At 51.7% G+C, this 24,949-nt stretch carries 23 protein-coding genes and 4 tRNA genes; 9 read left to right on the forward strand and 18 right to left on the reverse strand.

The window, feature by feature from the left end; all coding sequences use genetic code 11:
• Positions 1-60: 60 nt before the first annotated feature.
• From rpoC to B9Y77_RS11550, 14 genes are all read right to left on the reverse strand, one after another.
• Positions 61-4,500 (reverse strand): DNA-directed RNA polymerase subunit beta', encoded by a 4,440-nt coding sequence (rpoC, locus tag B9Y77_RS11485; RefSeq protein WP_073424719.1) that lies wholly within the window; start codon positions 4,498-4,500, stop codon positions 61-63.
• A 2-nt stretch (positions 4,501-4,502) separates the two neighbouring features.
• Complete coding sequence (rpoB, locus tag B9Y77_RS11490) at positions 4,503-8,792, reverse strand: DNA-directed RNA polymerase subunit beta (protein ID WP_085491736.1); 4,290 nt, start codon at positions 8,790-8,792, stop codon at positions 4,503-4,505.
• A 105-nt stretch (positions 8,793-8,897) separates the two neighbouring features.
• Positions 8,898-9,272 (reverse strand): 50S ribosomal protein L7/L12, encoded by a 375-nt coding sequence (gene rplL / locus B9Y77_RS11495; RefSeq protein WP_015731969.1) that lies wholly within the window; start codon positions 9,270-9,272, stop codon positions 8,898-8,900.
• Positions 9,273-9,323: 51 nt separating this feature from the next.
• On the reverse strand, positions 9,324-9,857 hold the full coding sequence (gene rplJ / locus B9Y77_RS11500; RefSeq protein WP_014545988.1) for a 50S ribosomal protein L10: 534 nt from the start codon (positions 9,855-9,857) through the stop codon (positions 9,324-9,326).
• Positions 9,858-9,865: 8 nt separating this feature from the next.
• Positions 9,866-10,552: a 50S ribosomal protein L1 gene (gene rplA, locus B9Y77_RS11505; RefSeq protein WP_014545989.1), complete on the reverse strand. Its 687-nt coding sequence runs from the start codon at positions 10,550-10,552 to the stop codon at positions 9,866-9,868.
• 40 nt (positions 10,553-10,592) lie between these two features.
• On the reverse strand, positions 10,593-11,018 hold the full coding sequence (gene rplK, locus B9Y77_RS11510; protein WP_014545990.1) for a 50S ribosomal protein L11: 426 nt from the start codon (positions 11,016-11,018) through the stop codon (positions 10,593-10,595).
• Positions 11,019-11,050: 32 nt separating this feature from the next.
• Entirely contained in the window at positions 11,051-11,590 is a 540-nt protein-coding gene (gene nusG, locus B9Y77_RS11515; protein ID WP_073424717.1) for a transcription termination/antitermination protein NusG, read from the reverse strand.
• A gap of 3 nt (positions 11,591-11,593) precedes the next feature.
• Positions 11,594-11,782 (reverse strand): preprotein translocase subunit SecE, encoded by a 189-nt coding sequence (gene secE / locus B9Y77_RS11520; protein ID WP_073424716.1) that lies wholly within the window; start codon positions 11,780-11,782, stop codon positions 11,594-11,596.
• A gap of 19 nt (positions 11,783-11,801) precedes the next feature.
• Positions 11,802-11,874, reverse strand: a tRNA-Trp gene (locus B9Y77_RS11525).
• Between the two features lie 12 nt (positions 11,875-11,886).
• Entirely contained in the window at positions 11,887-12,039 is a 153-nt protein-coding gene (gene rpmG, locus B9Y77_RS11530; protein WP_014545993.1) for a 50S ribosomal protein L33, read from the reverse strand.
• 12 nt (positions 12,040-12,051) lie between these two features.
• Positions 12,052-13,236, reverse strand: coding sequence for an elongation factor Tu (gene tuf / locus B9Y77_RS11535; protein WP_085491737.1), 1,185 nt, complete (start codon positions 13,234-13,236; stop codon positions 12,052-12,054).
• 23 nt (positions 13,237-13,259) lie between these two features.
• A tRNA-Thr gene (locus tag B9Y77_RS11540) sits at positions 13,260-13,331 on the reverse strand.
• 42 nt (positions 13,332-13,373) lie between these two features.
• Positions 13,374-13,456 (reverse strand) — tRNA-Tyr (locus B9Y77_RS11545).
• Positions 13,457-13,464: 8 nt separating this feature from the next.
• Positions 13,465-13,537 (reverse strand) — tRNA-Thr (locus tag B9Y77_RS11550).
• Positions 13,538-13,881: 344 nt separating this feature from the next.
• Here B9Y77_RS11550 and B9Y77_RS11555 point away from each other — a divergent pair.
• The 4 genes from B9Y77_RS11555 to ahcY all read left to right on the forward strand — a co-directional run bounded on the left by B9Y77_RS11555 (position 13,882) and on the right by ahcY (position 18,877).
• A complete protein-coding gene (locus B9Y77_RS11555) occupies positions 13,882-14,295 on the forward strand; it encodes an acyl-CoA thioesterase (RefSeq protein WP_073442843.1) in 414 nt (137 codons plus the stop codon).
• An 18-nt stretch (positions 14,296-14,313) separates the two neighbouring features.
• On the forward strand, positions 14,314-15,651 hold the full coding sequence (locus B9Y77_RS11560) for a replication-associated recombination protein A (protein ID WP_085491738.1): 1,338 nt from the start codon (positions 14,314-14,316) through the stop codon (positions 15,649-15,651).
• A 48-nt stretch (positions 15,652-15,699) separates the two neighbouring features.
• Positions 15,700-17,271, forward strand: coding sequence for a DUF4153 domain-containing protein (locus tag B9Y77_RS11565; RefSeq protein WP_176221756.1), 1,572 nt, complete (start codon positions 15,700-15,702; stop codon positions 17,269-17,271).
• A 145-nt stretch (positions 17,272-17,416) separates the two neighbouring features.
• The gene (gene ahcY / locus B9Y77_RS11570) at positions 17,417-18,877 is read left to right on the forward strand and encodes an adenosylhomocysteinase (RefSeq protein ID WP_085491740.1); all 1,461 of its coding nucleotides are present in this window, start codon (positions 17,417-17,419) and stop codon (positions 18,875-18,877) included.
• A 155-nt stretch (positions 18,878-19,032) separates the two neighbouring features.
• Here the strand turns inward: ahcY and B9Y77_RS11575 are convergent, their stop codons facing one another.
• Together B9Y77_RS11575 and B9Y77_RS11580 are read right to left on the reverse strand one after the other, a co-directional pair.
• Complete coding sequence (locus B9Y77_RS11575) at positions 19,033-19,245, reverse strand: hypothetical protein (protein ID WP_085491741.1); 213 nt, start codon at positions 19,243-19,245, stop codon at positions 19,033-19,035.
• A 1-nt stretch (position 19,246) separates the two neighbouring features.
• Positions 19,247-19,651 (reverse strand): hypothetical protein, encoded by a 405-nt coding sequence (locus B9Y77_RS11580; RefSeq protein WP_085491742.1) that lies wholly within the window; start codon positions 19,649-19,651, stop codon positions 19,247-19,249.
• A 302-nt stretch (positions 19,652-19,953) separates the two neighbouring features.
• On the opposite strand from B9Y77_RS11580, the gene B9Y77_RS16020 reads away from it, so the two are divergent.
• The 3 genes from B9Y77_RS16020 to B9Y77_RS11590 all read left to right on the forward strand — a co-directional run bounded on the left by B9Y77_RS16020 (position 19,954) and on the right by B9Y77_RS11590 (position 21,271).
• Positions 19,954-20,118 (forward strand): hypothetical protein, encoded by a 165-nt coding sequence (locus tag B9Y77_RS16020; RefSeq protein ID WP_176221757.1) that lies wholly within the window; start codon positions 19,954-19,956, stop codon positions 20,116-20,118.
• A gap of 112 nt (positions 20,119-20,230) precedes the next feature.
• A complete protein-coding gene (locus B9Y77_RS11585) occupies positions 20,231-20,743 on the forward strand; it encodes a hypothetical protein (RefSeq protein ID WP_085491743.1) in 513 nt (170 codons plus the stop codon).
• A gap of 123 nt (positions 20,744-20,866) precedes the next feature.
• Positions 20,867-21,271, forward strand: coding sequence for a cupin domain-containing protein (locus B9Y77_RS11590; RefSeq protein ID WP_085491744.1), 405 nt, complete (start codon positions 20,867-20,869; stop codon positions 21,269-21,271).
• 35 nt (positions 21,272-21,306) lie between these two features.
• Here the strand turns inward: B9Y77_RS11590 and B9Y77_RS11595 are convergent, their stop codons facing one another.
• The gene (locus B9Y77_RS11595) at positions 21,307-21,942 is read right to left on the reverse strand and encodes a helix-turn-helix domain-containing protein (RefSeq protein ID WP_085491745.1); all 636 of its coding nucleotides are present in this window, start codon (positions 21,940-21,942) and stop codon (positions 21,307-21,309) included.
• A gap of 68 nt (positions 21,943-22,010) precedes the next feature.
• Between B9Y77_RS11595 and B9Y77_RS11600 the strand changes: the two genes are divergently transcribed.
• Positions 22,011-23,210 carry an SGNH/GDSL hydrolase family protein gene (locus tag B9Y77_RS11600; RefSeq protein WP_085491746.1) on the forward strand — a complete coding sequence of 400 codons (1,200 nt, stop codon included), beginning with the start codon at positions 22,011-22,013 and terminating at the stop codon, positions 23,208-23,210.
• Positions 23,211-23,248: 38 nt separating this feature from the next.
• Complete coding sequence (locus B9Y77_RS11605; protein WP_085491747.1) at positions 23,249-24,274, forward strand: hypothetical protein; 1,026 nt, start codon at positions 23,249-23,251, stop codon at positions 24,272-24,274.
• Positions 24,275-24,350: 76 nt separating this feature from the next.
• On the opposite strand, the gene B9Y77_RS11610 is transcribed toward B9Y77_RS11605, so the two are convergent.
• On the reverse strand, positions 24,351-24,929 hold the full coding sequence (locus tag B9Y77_RS11610; RefSeq protein ID WP_085491748.1) for a hypothetical protein: 579 nt from the start codon (positions 24,927-24,929) through the stop codon (positions 24,351-24,353).
• Positions 24,930-24,949 lie beyond the last annotated feature (20 nt).

The following is a 24,949-nucleotide window of genomic DNA, read 5'->3' on the forward strand; positions in this document are numbered from 1 at the left end:
TCTCCTAGATTTTGGAGTGCAAATATAGTTTTATTTCCAAATATTTCAAGTACTTAGCTGTTAATTATCCGAATCTTCCTCGTCAGAAGAGCCGATTTCGTTATCCAAGAGCTGGATTCCGGAACCAGAGTCGTAATTTTCAGCCTGTACATTCTGCAAACGAGAGCGTTCTTCCATTTCGTCGGCATCGGCATCGATCACTTGGACGTTCCTCAAGTGACGGGCACCAGTACCGCACGGAATAAGTCGACCCATAATCACGTTTTCCTTAAGACCCATGAGCGGATCCACGCAGCCTTCGATGGAGGCGCGAGTAAGGATTTTTTGGGTTTCCTGGAACGAAGCAGCAGAGATGAAGCTGTCCGTTGCCAAAGAAGCCTTAGTGATACCAAGGAGCATCGGTTGATACTTAGCTTCGGCCTTACCGAGAGCGCGCAGACGTTCGTTTTCGGTACGGAGACGGATCTTGGAAATTTCTTCGCCAGGCAAGAATTCGGATTCACCCGGATCTGTAATGCGGACCTTGCGCATCATCTGACGAACGATACATTCGATGTGCTTATCTGCAATAGCCACACCTTGCAAGCGGTAAACCGCCTGGATTTCGTTCACCAAGTGGCGCTGCACATCCTCGGGTCCGAGAACGTCGAGGATATCGTGCGGATCCACACTGCCTTCGCTGATCTTCTGACCAGCACGGACACGGTCACCGTCATTGACCGCCAGATGGATACCACGCGGAACCAGCACTTTCACTTCGTTGCCATCCATCTGCTGAATAATAACTTCTTGGTTGTTGCGCACTTCGTTACCGTACTTGACGAGACCGTCAACCGGTGCGATGAATGCCTTGTTCTTCGGAACGCGAGCTTCGAAGAGTTCAGCGACGCGCGGAAGACCACCGGTAATATCGCGGGTCTTACCAGCTGCACGCGGAAGCTTTGCGATAACCTGACCGGAAGTAACGCGGTCACCCTGATGCACGGCGAGGATAGCGCCGTCAGGCAACATGAAGTGGCCAACCTTTTCGCCACGGTCGTCGTTGATGACGATAACCGGACGCAATTGGTTCTTACCGTGCTGCTTGTCGCTGATGACGATCCAAGTTTCAACTTCGGTCATTTCATCGCGTTCAATACGGTAAGTTCTGTTTTCAATAAGATTGCTAAATGCGATCGTACCAGACACGTTCGTGATAATCGGGCTGTTATACGGATCCCATTCGAACATGCTTTCGCCCTTCTTGACGGTAGCATTGTTTTCGACGTGCAAGATTGCACCATACGGAATCTGGTAACGACCCTTGTTAATGCCGGTCGTATCGAAAATAACGAGTTCGCCCATACGGGAGACGACAACCTTCTGGCCTTCGTGGTCGACTGTTTCGACCTGTTCGAGTTCGATGTGGCCATCGACTGTAGCCTTCTTGTCGCTTTCAACCGTCAAACGGGAAGAAGCACCACCGATATGGAACGTACGGAGGGTAAGCTGCGTACCCGGTTCACCGATGGACTGTGCAGCAAGCACGCCAACAGCTTCGCCGAGGTCAACCGGACGACCGGAAGCAAGCATACGGCCGTAGCACTTGGCGCAGACACCCGTCTTGGAGTCGCAAGTGAGCACGGAGCGCATCTTGATGTGTTCAAGACCCGTAGCAGAAATCTTCGGGAGGTCACGTTCGGTGACGAGTTCGCCAGCCTTCACGATCACTTCGCCCGTCACCGGGTGCTTGATGTCATCGACCGGAGCACGACCGAGGAGACGTTCTTCAAGAGGAATGACCGTATCGTCACCGTCCTTGAATGCGGAAACTTCGATACCGTTCGTCGTGCCGCAGTCCGGTTCGGTAATCACGAGGTCCTGACCCACGTCCACGAGACGACGGGTAAGGTAACCAGCGTCAGCCGTCTTAAGAGCGGTATCAGCAAGACCCTTACGAGCACCGTGAGACGAAATGAAGTATTCCATCACGTTCAAGCCTTCACGGAAGCAGGACTTAATCGGGTTTTCAATAACTTCCTGACCACCGAGCTGCTTGATCGGCTTCTGCATCAAACCACGCATACCGGACAGCTGCTTAATCTGTTCACGGCTACCACGAGCGCCGGAGTCAGCCATCATGTAGACCGGGTTGAAACCGTCACGGTCGTGAGAGAGCAAGTCCCACTGCTTGGCAGCAACGTCGGACGTCGTCTTGGACCACACGTCGATCGTCTGGTTATAACGTTCGCCGTCAGTAATGACACCGTCTTCGTAAAGGGCGCGAATCTTGGAAACCTGTTCGGCAGCCTTGTCGAGCATTTCCTGCTTTTCCTTCGGGATCACCATTTCGGCGATAGCCACAGAAGAACCAGCGCGCGTTGCCCACTTGTAACCGTTAGCCTTGAGGTCATCGAGGTAGTCGACGGTCACGCGGTTGCCGGTACGACGATAGAGGTCGTCAATGGACTTTGCAATCACCTTCTTGCCGAAGGTTTCGTTGGCGTAGCCAAGAGCGTTCGGGACAAATTCGTTGAAGATGATACGGCCGACTGTCGTCTTGATGACGTTGTCTTCCTTAAGGGTGAGGAACTTAATCTTTTCGCCAGCCTTGACCTGGACTTCGAGATTGCCATTGTCATCAGCCATTTCGCGGATGCAGGTGCAATCCTTTTCGAGAGCACCCATATAGATCTTGCGACCTGCCGGGAGCTTCAAGTAAACATTGGCGTTCAAATCCACGACGTCGTTTTCGTAAGCGCGAACGGCTTCGGCCGGGTCGTAGAAGTGCATGCCTTCACCCTTGCGGTTCGGACGCGGCTTGGTCAGGTAGTAGAGCCCTAGCACGATGTCCTGGCCCGGCACAGCGATCGGCTGACCGGAAGCCGGGTGAAGAATGTTGTTCGAAGAAAGCATCAACACGCGGCATTCGAGCTGAGTTTCGAAGCTAAGCGGAAGATGGCAAGCCATCTGGTCACCGTCGAAGTCAGCGTTGAATGCTGTACAGACGAGCGGGTGGAGGCGAATCGCGTTACCTTCGATGAGCTTTGGATAGAAGGCCTGGATACCCAAGCGGTGAAGCGTCGGAGCGCGGTTCAACATGACCGGGTGGTCTTCAATAATCTGTTCGAGAATGTCCCAAACTTCAGGACGTTCTGCGTCAACGTACTTCTTAGCAGACTTGAGCGTGTAGACAATGCCTTCTTCTTCCAAGCGCTGGATGATGAACGGCTTGTAAAGTTCAAGAGCCATGCGCTTCGGGAGACCGCACTGGTGCATGCGAAGTTCCGGTCCCACGACAATCACGGAACGGCCGGAGTAGTCAACACGCTTACCGAGCAAGTTCATACGGAAGCGGCCCTGCTTACCCTTGAGGAGTTCAGCGAGGCTCTTGAGCGGACGTGCAGAACCAGCACGAGCGGTGCGGCGGCCGCTATCGAACAGCTGGTCGACAGCTTCCTGGAGCATACGCTTTTCGTTGCAGAGAATCACGTTAGGGGCACGGATGTCAATCAACTTTTTCAAGCGGTTGTTGCGGTTGATGACACGGCGATAGAGTTCGTTCAAGTCGGAGGTAGCAAAGCGGCCACCTTCGAGCGGTACGAGCGGACGAAGATCAGGCGGGATAACCGGAAGAACGTCGAGGATCATCCAAGACGGCTGGTTAGCGAGCAAACGAGCTTCGTTCGGATACTTGTGGCGGAATTCTTCGTAGGCGTCGGCAAGCACAAAGTCGGAGTGCTTGGCTTCGTAGTCTACCTTGAATTCGGCAACAGCTTCGGCAAGACCCTTGAGCCAGGCCTTGCTTGCGTCGCGGGCCGGATCCGGATTCTTGTAGTAGCTGCGGAAGCTTTCCATCTGGGACTTCTTGAAGGCTTCGACGACCTTGAGGCGCTTCACGGCGTCATCCTGCTTGGTCTTGGACTTGGAAGTAGCCTGCAAGCGGAGTTCTTCGGAGAGCTTGGTCAAGTCGACGCGGTCGAGCAACTGCTTGATAGCAGATGCGCCCATCTTGGCTTCAAATTCACGGCCTTCGGCAACGAGGTCCTGATACTGAGCTTCGTCGATCAGGGAGTTCGGTTCGAGGTCGGTCGTACCCGGATCAATCACCACGTACTTTTCGTAGTAGATGATATGGTCGAGGTCCTTAGTATTGAGGTTGAGGAGTGCACCGATGACGCACGGCTGGTTACGGACGAACCAGGTGTGGGTCAGAGGGATAGCAAGTTCGATGTGGCCCATGCGTTCGCGACGGACCTTGGAGTGAGTCACTTCAACGCCGCAACGGTCGCAGATGACGCCCTTGTAGCGGATGCGCTTGAACTTACCGCAGTTGCATTCCCAGTTCTTAACCGGTCCAAAGATCTTTTCGCAGAAAAGACCATCCTTTTCAGGCTTGAAGGAACGGTAGTTAATCGTTTCCGGCTTTGTCACTTCGCCATAGGACCAGTAACGGATCAGGTCCGGGGAGGCGAGATGAATAGAAATGTCGCCAAACTGTTCAGTCATTTCTTCAGCCATAATTACTTGTCTCCAGTGGTCTCGATATCAAGACCCAAAGAATGAACTTCGCGAATCATAACATTGAAGGATTCAGGGATACCCGGCTTCGGAGTATTCTGACCCTTGACAATGGCGTCATAGACCTTGGAACGGCCCTGCACATCGTCAGACTTGACGGTGAGGAGTTCCTGCAACGTATAAGCGGCGCCGTAAGCTTCCATAGCCCACACTTCCATTTCACCGAAGCGCTGACCACCGAACTGGCTCTTACCGCCAAGCGGCTGCTGCGTCACGAGAGCGTAGCTACCGATAGAACGTGCGTGGATTTTGTCGTCGACCAAGTGACCGAGCTTGAGGTAGTACATGTAACCGATGGTCACCGGGTTGAGGAGGGCTTCACCGGTCTTGCCGTCGTAAAGCTTGGCCTTACCGATAATCTTGTTGTTATCCGGATCCATTTCGTAGTTCACGATCGGGTTCTTTTGGTAAGCCTTTTCGAGTTCCTTGCAGATATCTTCGAACTTGGCACCGTCGAACACAGGAGTCGTCACCTTGAAGCCGAGAGTCTTTGCAGCCCAGCCCAAGTGAACTTCAAGCACCTGACCGATGTTCATACGAGAAGGCACGCCCAGCGGGTTCAGAAGAATCTGGAGCGGACGACCGTCTTCAGTGAACGGCATGTCTTCGACCGGAACGATTCTCGAGACGACACCCTTGTTACCGTGGCGACCTGCCATCTTGTCACCGATGGAGAGGCAACGCTTCTTTGCGATGTAGACCTTGACGCTCTTGAGAACGCCCGGCTTGAGTTCGTCACCCTTCGTGACCTTGTCGATTTCCTTTTCCATCGTGCGGGTAAGGGTATCGAGGTTGTCGCGAGCGACGAGAACGAGAGAGAGCACCTTGTCCTGGAGGTCATCGTCATCCACAACGAATGTGGAGAGCGGAGAGACCTTCGTCACGTCGATGAGTCTGAGGTTCTGTTCGTTATAAGTCTGACCTTCGCGGATGAGGAGTTCGTGAGTTTCGTTGTCCATGACCTTGCCAGCAGACTTGCCTGCGAGGAGGTCGAACAAGTGTTCACGGCATGCATCCTTGATGCGGTCGATCTGGCTCTGGAAATTCTGACGAATTTCTTCGATCGTTTCCTGATCCTTTTCCTTGCTCTTCTTGTCGGCCTTGTCCTTCTTGCTGAAGATACGGGTTTCGAGCACGACGCCCTTCATTCCCGGAGGAGCCTTGAGGGAAGAGTCACGCACATCGCCGGCCTTTTCGCCGAAGATGGCACGGAGCAAACGTTCTTCCGGAGTGAGTTCGGTTTCGCCCTTCGGGGTAACCTTACCGACGAGGATATCGTCCGGACCGACTTCAGCACCGACGCGGATCACGCCGTTTTCGTCGAGGTTACGGAGAGCGTCTTCACCGACGTTCGGAATTTCACGAGTCAATTCTTCCGGACCGCGCTTGGTGTCGCGGACTTCCATTTCGTATTCTTCGATATGGATAGAAGTGAACGTGTCCTTGATGGCAAGTTCTTCGGAGATAATGACAGCGTCTTCGTAGTTATAACCGTTCCACGGGAGGAAGCCGATGAGGATGTTCTTACCGAGAGCGAGTTCGCCGTGGTCAGTAGAAACACCGTCAGCCAAGACGTCGCCGACCTTCACGAAGTCGCCAACGTTAACAATCGGCTTCTGGTTGATGCAGGAATCCTGGTTGGAACGTTCAAACTTGCGGAGCGTGTATTCGTCAATCGGATCCTTGCCGAGGAATTCATAGTTTTCGCCAAGACCAGTGAGCGGTTCAAATACGCCGTTCACCATCTTGCCGCGCTGCACAGTGATGTTGCGAGCGTCGACAAACGTGACCTTACCGTCGTGCTTTGCACGGACAACCGTACCCGAGTCGAGAGCGGCGCGGCGTTCGAGGCCAGTACCCACGACCGGAGCTTCGGCGCGGAGCAGAGGCACAGCCTGGCGCTGCATGTTAGAACCCATCAATGCACGGTTAGCGTCATCGTGTTCAAGGAACGGAATAAGACCAGCAGCCACAGACACAATCTGCATCGGGGCAACGTCCATGAGGTCGATACGTTCAGTTTCGTTGTCGCCAATAGCGATGGAGTCCTGCTTCATCAAGTGCGGGTATTCACTCTTGTCGCGGACGATGACATAGCCGTCCATGTCGCCCTTGAAGCGGTTGTTTTCGTCAAGTTCGGTAGAAGCCGGAGCGACCTTGAAGGAGTCTTCTTCGTCTGCAGTGAGGTAGCTGATGTAGTCGGAAACAATCTGTTCCACGACGTCGCCCACCTGCACGTAGTCCGGAGTGCCGTCGAAATCATCGAGGGCAAAGCCGTTCTTGCTATAAGAAATATTACCGTCGGCATCCTTGAGCTGGAACACCTTGTTTACGAAGCCTTCGAACAATTCGCGCTGGCGGTTGTCGAGGTTCAGGCGAACAGTGTCGATTTCCTTCTGGGTGAGTTCAAGTTCCACGAAGAGGTGCGGATCATGAACGAAGCCCTTGAAGATGCCGAAATGCCACTTTTCTTCCGGGAAGTAGCACTTGTTGCCCTGAGCGTCCTTGAATTCAACGAGACCCACAATACGGTACGGGGTTTCGATGAAGCCGAAGTGGTTCACCACGGCGTAAGATGCGAGGGAGTTGATAAGACCGATGTTCGGACCTTCCGGAGTTTCGATCGGGCAGAGACGGCCATAGTGCGTGTAGTGAACGTCACGGACTTCGAAGCCTGCACGTTCACGGGTAAGACCACCAGGACCGAGAGCGGAGAGACGACGCTTGTGAGTAAGTTCAGAAAGCGGGTTCATCTGGTCCATGAACTGGGACAACTGGCTCTGGCCAAAGAATGCCTGGACGACAGTAGAGACCATGCGAGTATTCACGAGTTCGCGCGGAGTCGTCTGTTCTTCTTCGGAATGGAGAGAAAGGTTTTCGCGGATGACGCGAGACATACGGGAGAGGCCGACGGAAATCTGACCGGCAAGGAGTTCGCCCACGGAACGTGTACGACGGTTGCCCAAGTGGTCGATATCGTCAAGTGTGTAGCCTTCATCGCCGTTGAAGAGGCCGACCATGTATTCGATGATAGCGAGGAAGTCAGTCTTGCTCATCGTCATCTGGGTCACAGACGGCATCTTGAATTCGTTGACGCGGTCGAAGCGTTCAGCAACTTCCTTAACCTTGGCAAGAATAGCAGCGGTGTAAACCTTTGCGTTCAAGCGGTAACGACCGACTTCGCCAAGATCGTACTTGTGCGGGTCGTTGAGGAAGAGTTCGTCGAAGTAGCGTTCGGCGGTCTGGAGGTTCGGAGCTTCTTCCTGCTGCTGGTGGGTCACGGAGTAGACAGCCTTGAGGGCGTCTTCGCGGGACTTCGTCTTGTCGGCAGCGAGCGTGTAGTGGATGAGGAGGTTGTCTTCTTCCTTGGAAAGCACGGTGATCTTTTCGACACTACTTTCGCGGAGGCGTTCGAGCTTCTTGTCGTCGATGACAGTGTTAGCTTCGAGGATGATTTCACCCGTTTCTTCGTCAACGACATCGTTGAAGATGATGCGGTTGATGAGGGTGCAGACACCTTCCTTGTCAAAGTCACTGAATGCGGCATCGTCGAGAACGATTTCGTCAGTCTTCTTGTAGAAGAGGTTCAGGATGTCCTGAGTCGTTTCGAAACCGATGCAGCGAAGCATAGCGGTAGCGGCGATCTTCTTCTTGCGGTCGATGATGAGGTAAAGGATGTCGCCTTCGGTGTTGAATTCAACCCATGCGCCGCGGTGCGGAATAATACGGCTCTTGTAGTCGGAGCGGCCGTTGGGTTGCATTTCTTCGTCAAAGCTCACACCAGGAGAACGGTGCAACTGCGAAACGACGACGCGTTCGGCGCCGTTAATGATAAACGTTCCGTTCTCGGTCATGATAGGAAGTTCGCAAACCAAGACATCGTTCTTGATTTCTTCCTTGAGCTTGCTTTCTTCTCCGTCCTTTTCGAACACCTGGAGGGAGAGAGTAGCAAAAAGTTCCATGGAATACGTGAGACCGCGCTCACGGCATTCGGGGATGCTGTATTTCGGGATGCCGAAATAATATCCTTCATACTTCAAGGAATACAGATCCTTGTCATCGGTGATCGGGAAGATATCGCGGAACACGCGTTCAAGCCCGACATTCATCCTTTTTTCTTGCGGAATGTCCTTTTGAAGGAATTGCTCGTACGAAGCCTTCTGGACTTCGATCAGGTACGGGAGTTCCAGGTGGAACTTGTTGGAGGAATAAGACTTTCGCTCCGTCGTCATTAGAAATACCTCATCCGGTGAAGAGCCTAATAATAGTCAAAAAACACCAAAAGCCCGCACTGTTGTGCAGGCAATTGGTAAGGAAGAATTAATGCAGCAAAAGCATTACTTAAGGGTAACCTTTGCTCCGAGTTCTTCGAGTTTCTTCTTGAGAGCTTCGGCGTCAGCCTTCGGTGCAGCTTCCTTGATGACGCTGTTGGCAGTTTCGACGACCTTCTTAGCTTCAGCGAGGCCGAGACCCGTGATAGCACGAACTTCCTTGAGGATAGCCATCTTCTTGGCCGGATCGATTTCGGCGAGGATGACGTCGAATTCGGTCTTTTCTTCAGCAGGAGCTGCAGCTGCTGCAGCCATAACTACAGCGCCACCGGCAGCGGCTTCGATGCCGTGGGTTTCTTTAAGGTAGTCAGCCAAAGCCTTGGCTTCGAGAAGGGTAAGACCAACGATTTGATCGCCCAATGCCTTGATATCAGTTGCCATGATGTGTTTCTCCGATTATTCCGTTTAAAATTTTTGGTTTGTGGTTTGTTGTTAAGCTTCCGCTGCAGCAGGGGCTGCTTCGGAACCCGATTCTTTTTCCAGTTTTTCCTGGAGGGTCTTGAGCTGACCGGCGATCGTGGAGCCAGGTCCGAGAGCGATAGAGACGATCATTGCGATCATGCCCTTACGATCCGGAATCTTGGAGAGGTTCACGACTTCGGAGCCCGGCATTGCCTTGCCATCAAGGTAAATGCTCTTGGCAACCAAGAAATCAGGGTTTGCTTTGTGGAATGCTTCAATTTCGCGAGCCGGCAGGAGCGGGTCTTCTTCGAAACCGACCATCACAGACGTTGCGCCAGTGAGGGAGTCGTTGAGACCTTCAACCTTGAGAGCTTCGAGCACGCGCTTGAGAAGAGTGTTCTTCACAGCGTGGTACTTGACACCCTTAGCAGCGAGGGCCTTGCGGAGGGCATTGTCCTTATCGACAGTGATGCCCTGGAAATTGAGCAGATAGACGGCGGTAGCGCCCTTGAAGGACTCGACGAGCGCGTCCACGGTCTGTTGTTTTTTAACTACAGCTTTCATGGTTTCTCCTAGCGCGTCAGTGCCATATCAAGTTTGATGCCCGGGGCCATCGTAGCCGTCAATGTGAGGCTCTTGATGTAAGTGCCCTTAGAAGATTGAGGCTTGTTCTTCACAACAGAGTCGATAACAGACTTCGTGTTTTCAACGAGCTGATCGGCAGTGAAGGAAAGCTTGCCAACCGGAGCGTGGACGTTAGCGCCCTTGTCAACGCGGTAGGAAATCTTACCGGCCTTGAGTTCCTTGACGGTCTGAGCGACGTTAACAGTCACCGTACCAGCCTTGGGGCTCGGCATCATACCACGAGGACCGAGGACACGTGCGACTTTACTAATCACCGGCATCATGTCGGGAGTAGCAACGACGGCGTCGAAATCCAGCCAGCCTTCCTGAATCTTCTGAACCAAGTCGGCACCACCAGCGTAGTCAGCACCTGCGGCTTTGGCAACTTCAAGGTTGTTGTCCTTGCAGAACACCAAGACGCGGACCTGACGACCGGTACCATGCGGAAGCACGACAGTGCCACGAACCACTTGGTCGGAATGTTTTGGGTCCACACCGAGATTGAAGTGTACTTCGACCGTCTGGTCGAACTTCAATTCGGACTTTTTGAGTATTTCGATTGCTTCCTTCAAATCGTACGCCTTGGTGCGATCGAAAGATTCAGCAATCTTTTTGTATTTTTTTCCTCTGAACATGAAATTTTCCTGTCAGATACGTAACGGTGAATTACCTGCCTCAGTCAACCACTTCAATACCCATGGAACGAGCAGTGCCCGCAACCATGCGCTTGGCGGCTTCGAGGTCGATTGTGTTTAGATCCGGCATCTTCTTTTGGGCGATTTCCGTGATCTGGGCTTGAGTGATCTTGCCAACTTTCTTACGGTTGGGTTCACCAGAGCCGCTCTGCACGCCAGTAGCCTTCTTGATGAGGGCCGGAACCGGCGAGACCTTCGTGATGAAGGTAAAGCTCTTATCAGCATAGACCGTGATGACGACCGGCACAATCATGCCCTTGTCATTCTGGGTCTTTGCGTTAAACTGTTTGCAGAACTCCATGATGTTCACGCCCTTCTGACCAAGGGCAGGACCTACCGGAGGAGCTGGGTTAGCTGCACCACCGGGAATCTGGAGCTTAATATAACCTGTGATTTTCTTTGCCACTGTATTATCTCCGTTTCAAAGACCGTAATCAATTATGCGTCGGCGGATTCGACCTGGTTAAAGGCGAGTTCGACTGGCGTAGAACGACCAAAAACGGAAACCATGACCTTGATCTTGGCTTCCATAATTTCATCTACGACGCCCACAAAGCCCTTGAACGGACCTTCCTTGATGCAGACATTTTCGCCAATTGTATACGGAATTTGGATCTCGCCTTCGATGGAGTTTTCAGGATCAACACCCAGAAGACGATCGACCTCGCTCTGACGAAGCGGAATAGGTACTCGAGAAGCGCGAGTCATTCCGCCGAAATGGGTGACACCATTGATGGTGGACACCAGGTGCTGGGTGAGCTCGTCCAGCTCCATTTCAATAATAATATATGCAGGAAACAAATTTTGGACGCTTACTCGGCGCTTACCGCGAACGTTGGAAACAACTTCGCGCATAGGTACGAGAATACGTCCAAATTTATCTTGAACGCCTTCGCGCTCAATCATTTGCTCAAGGCGTTTCTTGATATTGTTTTCTTGACCGGTAAAGGTGTGAACGGCATACCACTGCATGGACATACACTAACCTCTACCCATGATAAAATCGACAATCCAAGAGAGACCTAGGTCGAGCACTGCAATATAGAATCCCATGATAACGCTAAAAAGCATCACAACAAGAGTTGAACCCTTAAGTTCTTCCCAAGTAGGCCAAGTAACCTGTTTCAGTTCTTGGACCGATTCTGATACATATTGCTGAACCTTACGCATGTTTACTCCGGGAAGTGAGCAGGTCGAGAGGGACTCGAACCCCCAACCAACGGTTTTGGAGACCGTGACTCTACCAATTGAGCTATCGACCTATTCGGACTTCCTTACTTGGATTCCTTGTGAACAGTATGCTTGCGGCAGAAGCGGCAGTACTTCTTGTATTCCACGCGGGAAGGATGAAGACGCTTGTTCTTGTCGCAATCATAGTTGCGCTGATTGCATTCTGTGCATTCAAGCACGATGAGTTCTCTAGGCATTTTTTATCCTGATTACTTGATGATTTCGGTTACAGAACCTGCACCAACCGTACGACCACCTTCACGGATAGCGAAGCGGAGCTGCTTTTCCATAGCGATCGGAGCGATGAGGTTCACGTGAATCGTGACCGTGTCACCCGGAGTAACCATTTCAACACCTTCCGGGAGCTGGATCGTACCAGTAACGTCGGTGGTGCGGAAGTAGAACTGCGGACGGTAGCCATTCATGAACGGCGTGTGACGGCCACCTTCGTCCTTCGTGAGAACGTAAATTTCAGCCTTGAATTCGGTGTGCGGAGTGACAGACTTCGGAGCTGCGAGCACCATGCCACGGACGATGTCCTTCTTTTCAGCGCCACGGAGGAGGAGGCCAACGTTATCACCGGCCTGAGCGTCATCGAGGAGCTTACGGAACATTTCAACACCGGTAATGACGTATTCGGTGGTTTCACCGAGACCGATACGTTCGACCTTGTCGTTCAAGCGAACGACACCGCGTTCGATACGACCAGTAGCGACAGTGCCGCGGCCAGTAATCGTGAACACGTCTTCGATCGGCATGAGGAACGGCTTGTCGGTATCGCGCTGCGGGAGCGGGATGTAGGTGTCGCAAGCGTCCATGAGTTCCATGATCTTGTCCTGGTATTCCGGATCGCCTTCGAGGGCCTTGAGTGCGGAACCGCGGATGATCGGGGTGTTGTCACCGTCAAAGTCATACTTGGAGAGGAGTTCGCGAACTTCCATTTCGACGAGGTCGAGAATTTCAGCATCGTCAACCATGTCGCACTTGTTCATGAACACGACAATCTTCGGCACGCCAACCTGGTGAGCAAGAAGAATGTGTTCGCGAGTCTGCGGCATCGGACCGTCAGTAGCGGCGACAACGAGGATAGCGCCGTCCATCTGAGCAGCACCAGTCACCATGTTCTTCACATAGTCAGCATGCCCCGGGCAGTCGACGTGTGCGTAGTGACGGTTAGCGGTGGTGTATTCGACGTGAGAAGTATTGATCGTGATACCACGAGCCTTTTCTTCCGGAGCGTTGTCGATTTCATCGAAACGCTTTGCAGCGGCAAGACCCTTAGCAGCAAGAGTCGTGCAGATTGCTGCAGTAAGAGTGGTTTTACCGTGGTCAACGTGACCGATGGTGCCGATGTTGCAGTGCGGCTTACTTCTGTCAAAATGTTCTTTTGCCATTATTCTATCTCCATTTTAGTGAGAGCCCAGATCGGGAGTCGGACCCGAGACCTCTTCCTTACCAAGGAAGTGCTCTACCACTGAGCTACCTGGGCATAAGCCCTACGATGCCTTTGACACCGTAGGGCTGATTGTCGTGGGCCGTCGTGGTTTCGAACCACGGTAGGCGTAAGCCAACGGATTTACAGTCCGTCCCCTTTAACCACTCGGGCAACGACCCATTATGTAAGCCAAAGATAGGAATCGAACCTACGACCGGCTGATTACAAATCAGCTGCTCTACCAGCTGAGCTACTTTGGCACTCTTTTTGTTTCAGTTCACTTGAGGAACTAAAGCGTGGCAAATTTAATAAGATTTACCCGGTCTTGTCAACAAGAATTGCGGTTTTTCTGAAAAAAAATTGATTTTTTTCAAAAAAAAGGTAAACAGAATACGGAAAAGAATGTTAGTTGAGTGTTGATAAATTTTTAAGTGAAAAAATGAGCACTATTTTTAGTATTTTTTAGTCATTAGCTATTAGTCATTAGTTATATTTTATTCTCGAAACAGCCTGCGACTATTGACCAATGACTAGCGACCAATGACCAAATTCTAATTAGCTACTTTATACACCAGAACTTATATCCACCCTTAATAAATTACACATGGAAAACAACTTTTCTTTCAAGACCCGCATTCAAGTCCGCTATGCCGAAACTGACGCTATGGGCGTCGTCCACCACGCCACCTACCCCATCTGGTTTGAACAGGCCCGCGTGGACTTTTTCCGCGCTGTAGGCGCCCCCTACGACGAAGTGGAACGCGAAGGGTTTGCAAGCCCGGTTCTCGAGCTCAACGTACAGTACAAGCGCCCGTGCCGCTTTGGCGACTTTGTCGACGTCGAAACAAAGCTCGTACACGAAGGACGCTGCAAATACAAGTTCCTCTACCAAGTCACTTTGAACGGCGAACTCTGCACGACCGGTTATTCCGTACACGTATTCACGAAGGGCGGAGTCCCGACACGCGAAAAGCCTGAATGCATCAAGAAAGTCGAAGACAAGATCTTTAGCGATTAACTTTTATATAGTATAACCATGGACGCCCCTTTAGCAGAACGCCTACGCCCGCAAAACCTGGACGAATTCCTCGGCCAGAACAAGATTCTTGGACAGCAGAGCCTGTTGCGCAAGAGTCTTGAAAACGACTCTATCCCCAGCATGATTTTCTGGGGACCTCCGGGTTGCGGAAAGACGAGCCTCGCCCACGTTATCAAGCAGCACACCAAAAAGCGCTTTGTCGCGCTCTCGGCAGTAGCAAGCGGCGTGAAGGAAGTCAAGGAAGTTCTCGCAGACGCTCGCCAGATGAAGCATGCGTTCATGGATACGATCCTTTTCATCGACGAAATCCACCGCTTTAACAAGGGGCAACAGGACGCGCTCCTCGGCGCCGTGGAAGACGGTACGGTAACGCTCATCGGCGCGACCACGGAGAACCCGGGCTTCGAAGTGAACGGGGCTTTGCTCAGCCGTTGCCAGCTGATCCTTTTTGCACCATTAAGCAAAGAAGATTTGCGCACTTTGATTTTTAGCGCATTGCGTGACCATCCGCGCGGTTTACAACTCAAGGACGTTGAAGTCGAAGACGCCGTTGTAGATAAGCTCATTGCACAGTCCGAAGGCGATGCACGATTCTTGCTGAACCAGCTCGAATGGATTGGCAAGAACCTCGGCGACAACAAGAAGATCGACGAGAAGCTGCTCGAAGAATTCCAGTACAAGAAGCCCCTGCGCTACGACAAGAGCGGCGAAGAGCATTACAACCTCATTTCGGCATTGCACAAGTCCGTGCGCGGCTCCGACCCGGATGCGGCTCTTTACTGGCTCCATAGAATGTTGCAGGGTGGCGAAGACCCGCGATTCATTTTGCGCCGCCTCATGCGCATGAGCATGGAAGATGTGGGACTTGCAGACCCGAACGCACTTTTGCTTGCGACAAGCGCTCGCGAAGCGTACGACTTCATGGGAATCCCGGAAGGCTTGATTGCACTTGACGAGCTTGCAATTTACTTGGCGCTTGCACCCAAGAGCAACAGCGTTGAGCTTGCAGGAATGAAAGCAGATTCTATCGTGAAGCAGACCGGCACGCTCCCCGTGCCGCGCGCCTACCGCAATTCCGTCACCCGCGTCGGGAAACAGCTCGGCTACGGGAACGGCTACGAGTACGACCACGACAGCCCAGGCGGCTACTCCGCGCAGGAGCACCTGCCCACGCAACTTGTCGGCACGACGATTTACGAACCCAAGCCCTACGGACGCGAAAAGGCGCTCGGTGAAAAACTCGCGCAGTTGAAGCAGTTAAAGAAAGAGCGGCAGGCCCTTCGACATAAGGTTGGTGAGCCAGCCGAACCACAGGGACCTGAGGAAGGAAAGTAGTTCGCGAGAATCGCGGACATGACGGGAAAAAACAAAAGAGGAGGGAAAATGGACTTAACAGCAATCAAGAAATACCCGAGTCAAATCACGAGCGCATTCAAGCGGTTCCCGCTCGCATCGGCGATGGCGTTCTTTACGTTTATCGCGCTGGTCACCAACACAGAATTTGCACAATTCGGCAACGACCATTTCACGCGGCTATTCCTATGGCTCGCCATCTACCCCATCGCAGCCATGCTCATCGCCCTCGCGACATCGCTCGTCCAGGAATCCCGAAAAAGCGCAAACGCGCGCCCACAAGCTATCGCGAGCGGCACATGGTTCTTGCTTTCCATTGCACTTGTTGCAGGCTTGCCACTTGACGACGATCCCTTTTACTTTGGATGTACCGTCACCCTCGTTTACCTAATCGCCACCTTTGCAGTTTTTCTCGGACCGTTCTGGAAGCAGCCTAACGAAAACGGCTTCTGGAACTTTTTGCAAAAGAACATCAAGTCAGCGATAATCGCCATCCTCGTCTCTGCCATTTTACTCGGTGCCCTAGAAGGTTTCGTCTTCGGCTTTGCAGAACTATTCGACACCGACCCCGGCGAAATGATTTACCTTTACATTTTCTATTTCTGTGCCAGCGTTGTCGTCCCTATACTTTACTTTTCGGGCGTTCCGTCCATTGACGAATGCATTGAAGAACCGCCCGCCCTCAATAAGTTCGCATCAAGCACCATCCGATTCCTTTTCGTTCCGGTGCTTGCTATCGGCATCCTCCTCTTTTACGCCTATATTATCAAGTTCATCGTCTTGTGGGACATGCCCGACGAAGGAACCGTATCTGCATTCGTCTCGGGATTCATCATTTACTTGCTTGTGCTCATCACCGCCATGCACCCGATGCGACTCTCGGCCGAGCAGACCACCGAAAAGAAGCTCCTGAAAATATTCCCCGCCGCATGCATCCCGCTCGTTTTCTTGATGTCTATCGACGTCATGCACATATTCATCCAAGAGAGCCTCTCGCCAGAAATCATCTGGGTCATCACAATCAACATTTACTTCTATATCATCATAGCCATCCTGCTGAAAGAAAAAATCCAGCACAAATCAAGGTACATCGCCATCGTTTTCTGCGCACTGTTCTTCATCACCACCATCAGCCCGCTAAACGCACACAACATCGCTGATCTCGTAGAACCGAGCAAAATCGAAAGCGAACTGGCCCAACAAAGCAACACCAAGACAACGCCGATCGAAGAAGACACAACCGCAAAATTCGGCTCCTTCGAAGCGGACATATCAAATTCCGACATCATTTCGTTCATCATTCCTAAAGGCGCCAAGGAAGTCGCCATCTTGGACCATTATTTTGACAAAAGTGAATTTGAATACCGGGACGACACGATTACCTTCCGGATTACGCTCTCGGAAGATGACGAAAATGCCGCGGATTCCGCAAAAACAAAAAGCAAGGTTTACAATTTCTTCACGACAAAGCAAGAGCTGAACGATTCGCTCGAATCCATCGCCTCGGACCACGCCGCCATCGGAATCAAAGAACTGCATACGAGCCAATGGTCCGAAACAGGGCGCTCGCTCCGCATCAAGGGACTGTTGTTTACTGAGTAAATCGTTATCCTCGACCAACGGGAGGGGATCCAAACAGCTTGGATTAAATTTTTGACTTGACCACAATTATGCATATAACTATATTTACGCATAAATAAGATTGATAAAATTGCGCGGACGCAAAACCACGCCAAAAGGAAACATTATGGAATACAAAATTAAGGATATCAACCTTGCGATCGAAGGCCGCAAGGAACTCGACCTCGCCGAAACCGAAATGCCGGGCCTCATGGCACTCCGCAAGGAATATGCAGGCAAGAAGCCGCTCGCTGGCGCCCGCATCATGGGTAGCCTCCACATGACGGTGCAGACCGCCATCCTCATCGAAACGCTCGTGGACCTCGGTGCAGACGTGCGCTGGGTCTCCTGCAACATTTTCAGTACGCAGGACAACGCCGCAGCCGCCGTCGTGGTTGGCAAGAACGGCAGCGTGAGCAATCCGCAGGGCGTGCCTGTTTTCGCCTGGAAGGGTGAATCCTTGGAAGAATACTGGGAAAACACCGCCCGCGCACTCGTGTGGCCGGACGGCAAGACCGCCGACCTCATCGTCGATGACGGTGGCGACGCTACCATGCTCGTGACCTGCGGTGCAGAATTCGAAGACGCCGGCAAGGTGCCTGAATTTAACCCGGAAACCGACAGCGAAGAATGGGGCGTGTTCCTCGCCACCTGCCGCAAGATTTTCGAAAAGGATCCGAAGCAGTGGACCCGCGCCCGCGAAGCATTGAAGGGCGTTTCCGAAGAAACCACTACCGGCGTGCATCGCTTGTACCAGATGGCACAGGCCAAGCGCCTCAAGTTCCCGGCCATCAACGTGAACGATTCCGTGACCAAGTCCAAGTTCGACAACCTCTACGGCTGCCGCCACTCCCTCATCGACGGCATCAACCGCGCCACCGACGTGATGATGGCAGGCAAGATCGCAGTCGTGTGCGGCTACGGCGACGTGGGTAAGGGCTGCGCCCAGTCCCTCCGCGGTCAGGGCGCTCGCGTGATTATCACCGAAATCGACCCGATTTGCGCACTCCAGGCTGCCATGGAAGGCTACGAAGTCAAGACCCTCGACGAAGTCGTGAGCATGGCCGACATCTTCGTGACCACCACCGGCAACACCGGCATCATCTCTGCCGCCCAGATGGAAAAGATGAAGAACCGCGCCATCGTCGGTAACATCGGCCACTTCGACAACGAAATCGACATGGCAGGCCTCAAGAAGATTCCGGGCATCAAGCGTAACGAAATCAAGCCGCAGTACGACGAATGGATTTTCCCCGACGGTCACAGCATCCTCGTGCTCGCCGAAGGCCGCCTCCTCAACCTCGGCTGCGCTACTGGTCACCCGAGCTTCGTGATGAGCGCAAGCTTCACGAACCAGACCATCGCACAGATCGACCTCTGGCTCAACGCCCAGGGCAAGGACACCGTCGCCGGCATCAAGTACGAAAGCGGCGTCGTGTACACGCTCCCGAAGATTCTCGACGAAAAGGTCGCTCGCCTCCACCTCGAAAAGCTCGGCGTTCACCTCACCCGCCTCACGCAGGCTCAGGCCGACTACATCGGCGTGCCGGTCGAAGGCCCGTACAAGGCGGATCACTACCGCTACTAGTCGAGAGGTCGCCAGCTTCGCTGGCTACAGACGAAAGAAGTGTCATGCGAGAATCGCGGCCGGCAAGTGCCGCGAGACGCAAAAGCGACAAGCGTGACTCAAGATGCGCGGCACTTTATACAAAACGGGGCTCCATAAGGAGCCCTATTTTTTTATTAACGATTCCAACCGGAATGCCCATCGCCGTAGACGACACCACCGCCGCCATCATCATAACCGCCCAACGACGAAGTGCTTTTCACGCCCAACCACCCACGCATACGCTTGATGCGCGCAGAAGAAGGAGTCTGGGACGAAGCTGCAGAGGCTTGCTCCGAGGAAGCGGCTTTATCGGCCGGGGATTGTTTATTGGTTAGAGAATCGGGCATATTACTTTTCCGCATTAACAATAGAAAATTTTCCAAGTTCTGCTACGAGCTCCATGGAATCTTTCCTATAAATGTTCAGCCGAATTTCAGACGGACCATTCAACATCAAAGCAATACTCATCGGAATCTGCAAATTTGACGCTCCGTCCTTCTTTATTTCAAGAGTCAATTCAGGAGTGTGAACCACGCCATTATCGACTTCAACCTTGACAGTATAAAAACCCGCATCAATAGCGCGATCCACCTTTAGCGCAAAATAGACTCCGAAAAACAGCGGGTTATTCCATCGATTTTCCTGCGGAATGTTATTTTCAATAACATCCGTACCAAACACGCCAATAAGCATGAACTTGCCCGTGTTTTCCTGGCGAATCTGCTCGCACAACACAAAAGACTTTACTTGCATTCTAAACCTCCATCAAAGCAGGCTGAGCAAAGGAAGACAACTCAGCTTTTTCGTTGATTGCAGCATTATTAATCGCCATGATCCCGGCCGCTTTAAAATCGTCAGTATTCAAATGGCAATGTAGCACTTTATTGTTGTGGATAAGTCGCCCGGTAAGGAATGGCGAACTGACCCCCGAAAATGGACTTCGTTTAAAATTTTAAACAAAGGTCGGACTTTCAACACGAAAGTTCTACATAGCCTTTAGATAACCTTTGATAAAACATCTGCGTTTTTAGCATGTACGCAGAAAGGAGAAAATAATGTACAATACCGCCAATGGCACCGTCACCGATGCTGAAGCCGCCGAAATCGATTCCCTCAACAACAAAATTTGGAAAAACTTCTGGAGCATCCCCCGAGAAAAGCGAACCAAAGCCGATTGGGAAAAGTTGCTTGATATCCAGATATTGGTAAAAAAGAGATAACCAAACTACACTCATCCCCCCATCCCACACAAAATATTTACAGACAACTTGTTTTTCATAGAAAAGAATTTGTAAATTTGTAGCGCATCATACGCAAAAAGGAGGAACAAATATGAAAAAGATTATCTTGGTTTTGTGCCTTTTAGCAAGCATTAGCTTTGCACAAAAGACTGGCATTTTCGTCGGACTCGGCAGTGGTTACCACGGCTTAGTCGGCGTAGAAGAAACATTCCTAGACGACCATTTATCTGTAAACGCACACTGGCTCGGTTACGATTCCGACTACGATTTCATGGGCGGTATCGGTATTGCCTATCGTTTTAACGGTCTCACAGGTCCGTACGTTTTCCACTCTTCTGAATGGCTTACGGGTAGAACTAACGATCACATATACCACGAAGAACTCGGTGGCGTAAAGGAAGAACGATTCAATTACTGGCGTCTTGTATTCGGTTTCGGTCTACAGCACATGTTCACTAAAAACTTGGGCGTTTTCCTTGAAATCGGGTTCCAATTCTTTGCAGGTGAAGGCGGTTACTACACGTACCTCGACATGGATGACGGTGGCCTCAGCAACAAAGAAATCGTCTTTCCAGCAGCATTCGGTTTGACAGTACAATTCTAACACATTCTGAATTTTCCGCAATTTTGTCCAATTTTTCCATTTACTCCTTCGTATAGATTTCGGGCATAACCGCGACACAGTTTGCAAAAGTCGCGAACGAAACACTAACATAGGAGTAAAATCATGGAAAAAGCTATTCTTGGCGACGATATTTTCAAAAAATTCAACGAGGGCGAGCTCAGGCTTCCGGGCAAAACGATCGCTTTCAGGGATATCGCCTGGTCCAAGCACCCGACTTTTGAGGGCGTAGAACTCAAGCATATCATCACCGCGAAAGAAACCAGCGGCACGTTCAGCTATCATTTGGTAAGGATCGCGCCAAACAAGAGCATCAAAACGCACATTCACGAAACCCAGCTCGAAACTCACGAAGTCATCACAGGGAACGGAATTTGCATCAATGACGGCACCAAGCTTGAGTACACTCCGGGCGTCATCTCGATTATGCCGGCGAAGGTCCCGCACCAAGTAGACGCAGGCGACCAGGGGCTTTATCTGTTCGCAAAGTTCATGCCAGCTCTGTGCTAGGAGATTGCGTTGCCTTATGGTCTCGCAATGACGTATTAGTCTTCCGTCTTCACAGCACGTTTATATTCTTTTGGAGAAAGGCCGACAACTTTTTTAAAGCAACGGTCCATGTGGCTTTGGTCGTAAAATCCGGCGTCAAACGTCACCTCAGCTGCGGGCCTTTCTTCTAGCATTTTTTGCGCCTTACGGACTTTGCACTGCATTTGGAACTGGTGCGGCGTAAGTCCGAAGGCCTTTTTGAATTCACGGATCATGTGAAACGGGCTGATGCACGCGTCATGCGCCATCTGCTCTATTAGGTAAATGTTCTCGGGATTTTCGAGAATGCTTTTTTGCAATTCATCTAACCGCGCAACTGTACTTTCATAACCTCGCGCGCAGTTCTCAGCAACAATCTCGTCGGAGTCCAAAGCGGTACACAGTACCACCATCGAATAGCATTCATCGCCTATGGTCTTGATTTCGTGCAACGTATTCGGCGGAATCAGGAATTGTTCCCCGGCGCCGTAAATTTTTGCTTCGCCGTTCAGTACAATGCAAACGCGACCTTCTTCAATATAGCCCACAGTCATGTGCCCGGTATGCGTGTGCGGCGGGTACGACTTGCGCCAATCCTTGTAACGCACACATTCAATCCGGTCATTCTTTTTGCTATACGAAATCTCACTCATTTTCTACCTAGCAGGGCAACGGCAAATTAGCTATTTTTGATGCATCGTCAACAATTCGCGGAGTCAATATGCCAGAGAAATTTTCAAAATGGGTCGCATGCTGGGGCAACGCCACCTCCATTACAGACCGCAAAGAAGCAACTTACGCTAAAGATTTAACGCTCCGCTATCCGATTCGCGCCTGCTTTTCAGGGAGCAAGTTGCGTTTCCATTTTTCAAACCTCACGGGCACAGAGTCCGTACAAATTAGCGAAGCATACGTCGCAAAGTCTGCGCAATCCACAAACACCGCGCAGTCTTCTACGACATCCGAAAAGCCCGCGAGCATTTCAGCATATTCTCCGTGCGCAATTACATTCGGCGGCCGCGCATCCGCCACCATCCCTGCCGGCGAAGAAATCCTGAGCGACGAAATCGCATTCGACGTGACCGCAGGCGAAACATTCGATGTCAGCCTCTACTTCGCCGATTTCACGCAGATGAATGCCGGCACAGCCATTACGGGCCCGCTTTCTGGCGGCAAGTACAGCTACGGCAATTTCGCCAAAAGCGCGACTCTCCCCGATGACCTCACGCGCAAAACGAACTGGATTTATTTCCTCAATACGATTGACATTTTCACCGAAGAAAAGAACTTCGCACTTGTCTGCTTCGGCGATTCCATCACGGCACAGGATTGGCCCGATTACCTGACGCTCCGTTGCGCACGCGAAGGGTTCAACAATGTCGCCATCATTCGTCGCGCGGTGAGCGGCACACGTATCCTCCGCGAATACAGCTGCATCACCTACGCCGCTTACGGTCTCAAAGGCGCCACGCGATTCCCGATTGAAATGAATGTCGCAGGTGCCCGCACGGTCATCGTGCAACACGGCATCAACGACATCATCCACCCTGTCGGTATTGAAGTCAACAAGTTCCGTCCGTGGAGCGACATGCCCACTGCAGACGACCTCATCAACGGCGTGCGCTCGCTCTACATCACGCACGCGCGCAAGCTCGGCCTCAAGATTTATAGCGGCACGCTCCTCCCGATTTACGGCTGGCGCACCTACAACGAAAACCGCGATATCATCCGCACGGCATTCAACGAATGGCTCCGCACCGCACCGGATTTCGACGGTTGTGTAGACTTTGACAAGGCTGTGCGTGGTCACGACGATCCGAAAGCATTTGCCGCCGGATTCGACTCGGGCGATCACTTGCACCCGAGCGCTAAAGCCTACGAAGCAATGGCAGAATGCGTCCCCGAAGAATTGCTGAAATAAATTTGACACCTGACACGTTAATTATTTATTTTAAAAGCATGAGCTTGAAAGAATCCATTAAGCAACTTCAAAAACGGGAGCATATCACGCAAGACGAACTTTTGCGCCGTCTTGGCTGTTCCCGCAGTGGGCTTATGGATCACGCAACTACCGATGCGCAAGCCGCATTCCAGCTCGCATTCGGGAGCGACTCCAGCATCTCCGAGACACCAACGTTCGTCAAAGGAAATCTCGAAAAAATTTTAATGTGGGTTCGTAAGTTCCCCACCCGCGCATTGCAAAAGAAGGGCCACATTCCCGAGAACGTCAAAGATGCAGACCTCGTTCGCGCTGTGTTCAAGTTCATGCAAATCGGAAGCATCGCCGGATTCGAAAACTATTACGGCGCCACATTGCAATCTGCAAATCCGCAGACTTACGCCGCATGGATCCGTCTCGGAGAACTCCAAGTCAAGCGTTTGGCAACGGACTACACGCCGGACCGCAAGGCAATTATCTCTAACTTGAAATTTTTGCGAACAAACGTATTTTTGTCCAACCAGAGCATTCGCAAAATTGCACGCGAAGTGCTAAACAACTGCGGCATTGAATACGTCGAAGTAGAACCTTTCCTCACGGCTCCCACGCCCGTTTGTGCATTCTACTGGAGAGGTTCACGCCCCGTCATCCAGTTCCCGACAACCAAGATGGAAGATTCCAAATTCCTGGAAGCATTGTTCCACGCGGTCGGGCACTTGCTTTTGCACCCCAAGCACACCTCATGCCTGCAACTCGGCGCATTCTCGCAACAAGCTCTCTTGCAACCCGCCCAAACACCCGAATTGCTCGCCGCCCGTCCCGAAGACATTCTCGAACTTGAAGCATCGCACTTCGCACAAGACCTCCTCCTCTCTGAAGCCGAAGAGTGCGAACTCATCTGCTGCGGTCGCTTTAACGAACGCCGTTGCATCGAGCATTTTTCCGGCGTATTCCACGTACGCCCGAGCATCCTTGTCGAGCGCTTGCAACAGCAAGGCAAGCTCCATCGCCGCACACTCCTAAACGATTTCAAAATAGCTGTATAAAAAAAACGCGGACATCAAGCCCGCGCTTTACCAACAGCCCCTGCGCGCATCTCGACACGCAGGTTCTTTCTACAAATTAGTAGTTCACACCGAAGAACAGATTGAAGGTATCAAAGCTCTTGCCAAAGTCTGCCTTGGAGCAAACAACGTCATAGCCAAAGCCAACTTCAAGCTGGAGCGAAGAATTGTGGAAAATCGACAAACCGACTTCGCCGCCCATACTCAAACCGATAGCCCAGCGTTCACCGAAGTCCCAATCCTTAAAGTGGGAGTCGAACTGCAAGCCAAGACCAAGGCCACCACCGATGAACGGAGAAACAATTTCTTCAAGGAAGGAATAACGGCCACCCAAAAGCATGCTGCCGTGAACTTCCCAAGTCTTGCCGAATTCAAAGTTCCACGTGCTGATAGCCGTAACAGCGCCGTGCGTCGTCATTTCCCAAATATGACCATAGCGGATGAGCGGGAATGCCGTGACCTTATCCTTTTCCGGGTTTTTCACTTCATCCTTATAGTTGCTCCAGAAACCAAAGCCAAAGGCGGATGTCTGGAAACTGTAAACCGGACGCTGGAGAGTTCTCTCCGGTTCTGTGGTATTGCCCTGAGCAAAAGCTGCAAGAGCGAGGAAAGTAACGAGTAAAAGTATCTTTTTCATGGTAAGAAATATATAAATTT

The organism is Fibrobacter sp. UWB13 (assembly GCF_900177805.1).
Lineage (GTDB): Bacteria > Fibrobacterota > Fibrobacteria > Fibrobacterales > Fibrobacteraceae > Fibrobacter.